The following is a 7,070-nucleotide window of genomic DNA, read 5'->3' on the forward strand; positions in this document are numbered from 1 at the left end:
CATCGATTCTTTCTAGGATCCGCATTACCACATGCTTTTTTGCTATCGTACTCCTGTGAGCGATCAAGAGTCCGAGCCGACCACAAGCACCCCCGCAGGACCGGAACCCGCGCCCGGCGGCGCCGCCGCACCCGCCGCCGCGTCACCCGCCGCCTCACCCGTCGCGGCGGCGGAGCACCCGGACGCCGAGGGGGACATTCCGGGCACACCGGGGGGAGCCGGGCCGCACGCCCTGCCCCGGCCCGCCACCGACCCCGCCTCGCACGGCCGCTGCCTCTGGGACAACAAGCCGCTACCGCCCTCCCGCGGCAAGAAGCCGCGCACCTTCTGCGACAACAACAGCGCCTGCAAGAACGCCTACTACCGGCACAAGGAACGCACCGAGCGGGAGACCCTGACCGCCGCGGTGGCCACCACCGAAGGCGTGCTCACCGAGGCCCGGCCACTCGCCGACACCCTGCGCGAGCTGGCCGAGCGGTTCGAGGCGGGCACCCTGCGGGTCGAGCAGGGCGCGCTGCAGCGCATCGTCACCGCCCAGACCAAGGCCGCCGACGCCGAAGCCGACGCGCTGACCGCCCGCGAGCGGGCCGAGACCGTCGAGCAGGCCCGCCGCACCGCCGAACGCGAAACCCGCGACGCCCACACGGCGCGGCGCCAGGCCGAAGAACGCGAGGACCGGGCACGCGCCGACCTCGAACGCGTCCAGCGCGAGACCGGCGAACGGGTCACGGCCGCCGAGCGCGGCCGCGCCCGGGCCGAAAGCAACCTGGCGCACGCCGAGGAGGTCCGTGGCCGCCAGGCCGACGAGCTGCGCCGGATGCGCGCCGACCTGGGCCAGGCCGCCGCCCGGATCGACGAGCTCACCGCCGCCCTGGAAGCCCGCAAAGAGGAACTCGTCCATGCCCAGGGCGAAAACCGCCGCCTGACCGACCGGGCCGAGCAGGCCGACCAGCGCGCGGCCACCGCCGCCGAACGGCTGCAGGAGGCCGGCACGGCGGCCACCGAGGCCCGCGCCGAGACCCGGGCGGTACGCGCCGAGCTCGCCGCCGAGCGGGAGCGCTTCCATGCCGAGCGCGACCGGCTCCGCGAGCAGGCCGACCAGGCGCGTCAAGCCCAGGCCGAAGCCGCCACCGCGGCGGCGGCCGCCGTGGCCGCCGCCGAGACCCGCCTCCAGCTCACCCGTGAGGAGCTGCAGCAGGCGCGCCTCCGCGTGGCCGCCGCCCAGGCCGCCACCGGGCTGGTCCTACCGGACCCGGCCGACCTGGCCCAGGCGCTCGGCGCCGGGGTCCGCGGCGTGCTGCTGCCCGAGGCCGCCATCGACGCGGTCACCCGGCATCCCGACGGCGCCGTGGTGCTGTATCACCACGGCGACCAGATCCCGCTCGGCGCTTCGCCCGCCGCCGACGCCCAAGCCCAGGTTCTGGCCGCCGCGCTGCTCGCCGTCGCCGCCGATCAGCCGCCCGCCGCGGCGGCGCAACCACCACAATGAGACCAGAGACGACACCGCAGGGAGCGACCATGACCGCCGACCCCCCGGCCTGATCGGCGGCGCTCTCGGCTGCATCGGCGGCCCGGTTCTCGGCGGGGTGAAGCAGGCCACCTTCAACAGCGACTTCACCGTCGCCTGACGATATTCATCCCCGATCCGTCCACACGGTGTCACGGGCGCTGACGGTAAGGGGAAACATCCTCGACCACTGAGGAAGGCCGGCCCCGCGCTTCGAGAGGCGCGAGGTCGGCCACATCACCAGAAGAGCGATGGATCGTTCCCAAATCGTATTGACCACCTCCTGCCATGAGCCTTGCGCGAGAACGCCGGGTGGGAGAGAAGGGAAGTCTGCGACTCACGGGAGGGGGCGCGAATGAAGCGCGCCAGGACGATTTCAGCGAGCATCGGACCGGCTGTCGAGGGGGCGAAACAGGGAGAGGCTCTCAAGCTGGTCGCCCAGGAGCACACCGACCTGCCGAAGGGAGCTGTGGTCCGGCTGCTGCCGTGGATCTTACAGGTCCAGGACGCGCCCGCCCAGCCCGTCAGGGTCGGACGGGTGCAGATCAGCCCCACCCCCCGTACCCCGTCCCCTTACGGGAGCAGGATGGGCGACCACACGATCGCCTGGGCCGTGCACCTGGACGTGATCAAGGCGGAGCTGTACGGCAAGACGCTGGAAGAGGCGGTCGACTGGCTGGAGAATGCCCACAACGCCGCCGCCTTGTGGATGGAAGACAGCGCCAGCCCCCAGATGCAGATGCTGAAGTGGCTGAGCGACTACGAGCAGCGCATCCCGCTGCTGGAGGACTCCTGCCACCGCACGCGCGACTTCATCAGGGCCGCGCGGAACGGATTGGACGCCGGGATGCACCGCGAGACCGCGGCCGGTCTCAGCTCGGCCATCGCCCATCACCTGGCCTACGTCAACTACCTGCCGTACTCCACCGTACGCAACCTGACCTCGCGCGGGTCGATCGGCTCGGCCGAGGCCCACGCCCGCGGCGTCGTCATGTACTCCGAGCGGTACATCGTGAAGGAGCAGCTCGAGCACCAGCAGGCGCAGGCGCTGCACCCGGCGGCGGGCGGCATGCCGTCGCTGTTCAGGCAGGGCGCGGAGTACTTCGCGCGGCCGCCGGAGCCGGAGGCGGTCAAGGCGGCGCTGTGGCGGCTGTTCTCCTTCGAGGCCGCGTTACGCGAGACCGGCCTGGCCTACGCGATCGACCCGGACAGCATCGGCAAGAACCGTTCTGACAACCAGGTGCTGGGCGAGATGGCCGCCAACCTGACCGGGAACCTGCACCGCCGCGCCTCCTTCAGCCTGGATCTGCAGCGGATGCAGGCGACGGCGGACGAGATCGCTGAGAGGCTGCGTAAGGTCACCGACCAGCAGCACCTGTTCAAGGCCGCGCTGACCTTGCGCAACTGCGCCCGAGACCTGCCCAACGTGTGGGGCGACGAGCAGAAGGAACTGGCCAGGTCGCTCAAGACCTACCGCACCCAGATCGGCCGCTACCTGGGCCTGGCCAAGGTGGAGGCGACCGGCGAGCAGCACCTGGCCGCCTCGGCTCCGCGACGCGTGGTGCAGATCATGTCGTCGCTGCTCCACGAGCACCAGCGGCTGTGCGCCACGGCGTACCCCTGCGGCGTGGCCTTCTCCGGCTTCCTGCAGCCCAGCCCGGGGCAGGCCGCGGTGACCCAGCTCAAGCAGCAGATCGCGGCGCTCTACCCCAAGCTCAATCTCGGCACCCGGCAGGCGGGCGAGATACTGGCGGCCGTGGAGGCAGCGTTGGACGCGATGGCCCTGCCCGCCACCGACCAGATCAAGCCGTGGGTCGTCGACGACACCCACGACCCGCTTGTGGTGGTCTACGAGCCGGGCAAGCCGCTGGTGATCAACGGACGCCCGGGGGCGCCGGCCGGCGTCTCCGGCATGGGCTGCCACACCACCGCGTGGGTCATCCAGAGCACCGCCGTGCAGAAACTGCTGCTGCGCACGCGAACGGACGATGAGGCGCTGCTCACGCTGGACCAGGCCGTAGGCCGTGACCTGGCCTCACCGGTCATGGCGCTCGACCGGCTGCTGCCGCTGGCGCAGCTGGCGGGCGGCCAGCTCCGCGCGCTGTTCCAGGCGGCCTACGACACGCTGAGCGTGGAGACGCCCAGCGAGGCGGCCACCGCCTACCTGACCTTCCGCAACCTGCTGCCCTTCGCCACGGTGGATCCGGGTGACCGCGGCGGGCACGGCGAGAGCCTGACCGCCACGGAGGCCGACACGTTCGACGCCAAGGCGCTGAAGGAGCAGATCGGTCTCTCGATCGCCGAACGCGGGCGCGTCTGGGCGGCGCTGTGCCGGCAGCTCACGGCGGTGGCCACGGAACTGGAGGAGACCCTGCTGGAAGAGGACGAGGACAGCTGGAACACCGACACCACGATCATGGAGGCGGTCAACCAGTCGATCGCGAGACTGCGCAACCAGGCGCTGCTGCTGCGCGCGGGCACGGAAGGCGACGTGGGAAAGGAGATCATGGACGCCCGCCGGCAGGAGCACAGTGCCCTCTACCGGCAGGCCCACTCCTGAGCCGGGGCCGCCCGGGCTCCCCTCCGCGAGGGGAGCCCGGACAGGCGTGATCACTCGACGGCGCCCCACTACGTGCGGCGGCTCGACGGTGCCCGTGCCCAGTCTGCCGGAGACAAGAACGAGGACCGTGACGGCGAGGGCCGTGACGACCCCGGGCTCTCCGTACCGGCAGGTGCGTGACACGACAAGGGGGTTCATCCATGGCGGTGACGTTTCGCCCAGCGCTCGGACAGCTCTACGATCCGATGCGCGAGCAGCCCGAGGTAATGACATGGCGGCTATCGCCGCAGGACGTGGAGTTGCTCATTGCGGTGCCAGGGCCGAGACCGGAGGAGGTCGCGGCCACACGGGCGCCGAAGACAGCGCCCGCGACCTGGTCGACACGCTCAACGCGATCGACACCGAACCCGACCCGCCAGCAGAGACGGACGCTGAACAGGTCGGGCGGGCGGCTCGGCACCTGGCCGGGCAGGCCCATCTGGTGGTGCAGGCCCGCGACCCGGAGCCGTGGCGCGCGTTCCTGCGGTGGATCAGCCATGGCCGGTTCGGCCGGCGCCGCGGCTGGCCGAGGATCGAGCGGCTGGATGCGCCGTGGCAGGACACGGTCTCAGCGGAACGGAGCGGCTGGCGCATGCGCAGCGCCACCCTGAGCGGCGAGTCCGCGTTCGCGGTGGACTATCAGCTTTGCCGCCGGTGCCGGCTCGGCTGGGTCGAGCACCCTTACACCATGCCGGAGTACCAACGATGCGGACTGGCCAGCGCCGCCCTCGCCCAGCTACGCGCCGAGCACCCTGGACTGTCCTGGCACACCCTCGGCGGCCACTTCCGCGAATCCCGGCCATTCTGGGCCGCCGTCGGCGAAAACGTGCCCGGCGGCTATCAGCAGCGCGAGGTCTGCCCGCACATCACGCCCGGCTGACCGCCGGCGCGCCGGATCGGCGAAGCCCAAGGTCAAGCGGGACCTGACGGAGGTTGACCGGCCACAGCAGTACTTGAACCCACCACCGCGGGGATGCCCGGATCGGCGATCTATGAGGGGTGTGATCAGCCAAGAGCCAGTATCTCGGCTGCTGACCGGCGTAGCCGAACGAGTGAGGGCCGAACTCGGGCACGGTGGGCGAGTCCGGCTCCAGTGAGCCACGACGCTGCGGACCCGACGTAGGGAAAACTTCAGGGTCGGCCGACGCGGCACCCTGAGCTGGGCGCGTCCCTTGCTGGTCGCCCTGACCAGTGGCGGAACTGAGCCCGCCCATCGCCCACGCCCCGACCCGCTACGAACACGCCGGGACCCGAGCATGGCGGATCCCTCACGCCATGAAACGAGGCATCTACCAGCAGGAACGGCCCCTGCCGAGGAAATGGACCGAGAAATGATCACGAAGAATCAGGCCGTGGATCCTCATGTCAGCTATGTTCGTTCTGGAACTCGTGGTTGAGCTCTGGAGAGATCGTGCACCAATCAAAATTGAGATCGTCCATGCGCTCCTGGCGCGGCGCTGTCGTCATCGCGATCGCGGCCATCTTAGCGACGGGTGTGACCCCGGCGAGCGCCACCGCCCCGTCCAGCGCTCAGTGCACCCAGCACAAGGTGCCGGTGAAGGCGCCGGGGAAGTCCGATGCCCACATCGCGGGCACACTGTGCCTACCAGAGGGCCTCGCCCAGCCCAAGACAGTGCAACTGCTCATCCCCGGAGCGACCTATAACCGGATATATTGGGACTTTCCCAACCGCTCGTATGCACGGCACGCAGCGCAACGCGGGCAGGCCACGTTCGCAGTCGACAGGCTCAACACCGGCGCTTCCACCCAGATTAGCCCAGCACTGCTCACCATGAGCGTCGAGGCTTCCTCGATGCACCAGGTGATCAGCGCGTTGCGCGACGGCGTCGATGGGCACACGTTCCGCAAGGTCGTGATCGTAGGCCATTCGTTCGGCTCCCAGATCGCTTACCAGGAGGCGTCGACCTACCACGATGTGGATGCGGTCGTCCTCACCGGCTTCGGGCACCTGCTGCGGCCAGAGTTCGTGGCGAGCTTGCCGACCCTTTTCACTCCCGTCCAGCTTGCGGCTCAGGACGCTCAGCACGTGATCAACCAGCCGGCAGGTGAGCTGAGCATTGAGGCCCCAGGCCGGAAGCGCTGGTTCTACGCCAAGGGTGACACCGATCCGGACATCCTCGCGAAGGACATCCAAACCCGCGACACTCTTTCGGCCAGTACCCTCGCCACCATCGTCGAATACGAACTGATGCCCAACCGGATTCGGGTGCCGGTTCTGGTGGCCAACGGCTCCGAGGAAAAAATCTTCGGCTGCGGCCTGGCCGCGTTGTCGGACTGTACCGCTGCGACACTCGAGCGCAGCGAGAGGCCGTTCTTCGCCAGCTCGCCGTCTTTCAGCACCTACGTCTTGGCAGGCAGCGCCCACAGCGCGAACCTCTCCAACCGCTATCAGACCTGGTTCCGCACGCTTAGTGACTGGGTGGCCAAGTCAACGAGCTGATCCCCACGCGGCGCCCGGTCGGTGTCGAGCCATCGGAGCGCGGGATCCGTACGGAACCCGGCCTGCAACCATGAACCCTTAGCAGGCCCGCACCAAGACCGCCACGGCGTGGGCGTAGTTGGGGACCACCGAGGAATGCGGCGCCGACCTCGCGCAGCAACTGGCTCAGGCCCGCCGAGAGGAAAGCGAGGTCCGCGACCTCATCACGGCCCCTGCTGTACCTCGACCTGGCCCTCAGCCGCACGGTCGACCTCGCTGCCGACCGCGCCCGCAGCTTGGGGCCTGGGAAGTGCGCCGCGCCAGCAACTCATCGTCGGGCTGCGCGAAGCCGCGGGCCACCTCGACACCCCGGAGGGGCTCATGAACAACGACAGCATGGCCTGCGAGGAGCGTCTGCAGGCCGTCCGTGTGAGAGCGGCCGTGGAAAACTCCAGGTGAGCGGTCATGAGAGTCGAGTGTGGCGGTCATCACGGATTCCTGGCTGATGGCCATCGGGTCTAGGC

4 protein-coding genes are annotated in these 7,070 nt (G+C 69.8%); all 4 read left to right on the forward strand.

Annotated features, from left to right (window positions below):
- Nucleotides 1-55: 55 nt before the first annotated feature.
- Nucleotides 56-1,489 (forward strand): hypothetical protein, encoded by a 1,434-nt coding sequence (locus tag ACZ6S0_RS50315; RefSeq protein WP_465927807.1) that lies wholly within the window; start codon nt 56-58, stop codon nt 1,487-1,489.
- A gap of 373 nt (nt 1,490-1,862) precedes the next feature.
- On the forward strand, nt 1,863-4,067 hold the full coding sequence (locus ACZ6S0_RS50320; RefSeq protein ID WP_465927809.1) for a hypothetical protein: 2,205 nt from the start codon (nt 1,863-1,865) through the stop codon (nt 4,065-4,067).
- A 271-nt stretch (nt 4,068-4,338) separates the two neighbouring features.
- Complete coding sequence (locus ACZ6S0_RS50325; RefSeq protein WP_465927811.1) at nt 4,339-4,986, forward strand: hypothetical protein; 648 nt, start codon at nt 4,339-4,341, stop codon at nt 4,984-4,986.
- Between the two features lie 558 nt (nt 4,987-5,544).
- Nucleotides 5,545-6,567: an alpha/beta hydrolase gene (locus ACZ6S0_RS50330; RefSeq protein WP_465927813.1), complete on the forward strand. Its 1,023-nt coding sequence runs from the start codon at nt 5,545-5,547 to the stop codon at nt 6,565-6,567.
- Nucleotides 6,568-7,070: the final 503 nt, after the last annotated feature.

The sequence above is a fragment of the Nonomuraea sp. NPDC051298 genome (genome assembly GCF_055586305.1).

What these genes read in the sequence shown, in the direction of transcription:
- ACZ6S0_RS50325 (WP_465927811.1), top strand. Translation starts at nt 4,339, where the DNA reads ATGGCGGCTATCGCCGCAGGACGTGGAGTTGCTCATTGCGGTGCCAGG.
- ACZ6S0_RS50320 (WP_465927809.1), top strand. Translation starts at nt 1,863, where the DNA reads ATGAAGCGCGCCAGGACGATTTCAGCGAGCATCGGACCGGCTGTCGAG.
- ACZ6S0_RS50330 (WP_465927813.1), top strand. Translation starts at nt 5,545, where the DNA reads ATGCGCTCCTGGCGCGGCGCTGTCGTCATCGCGATCGCGGCCATCTTA.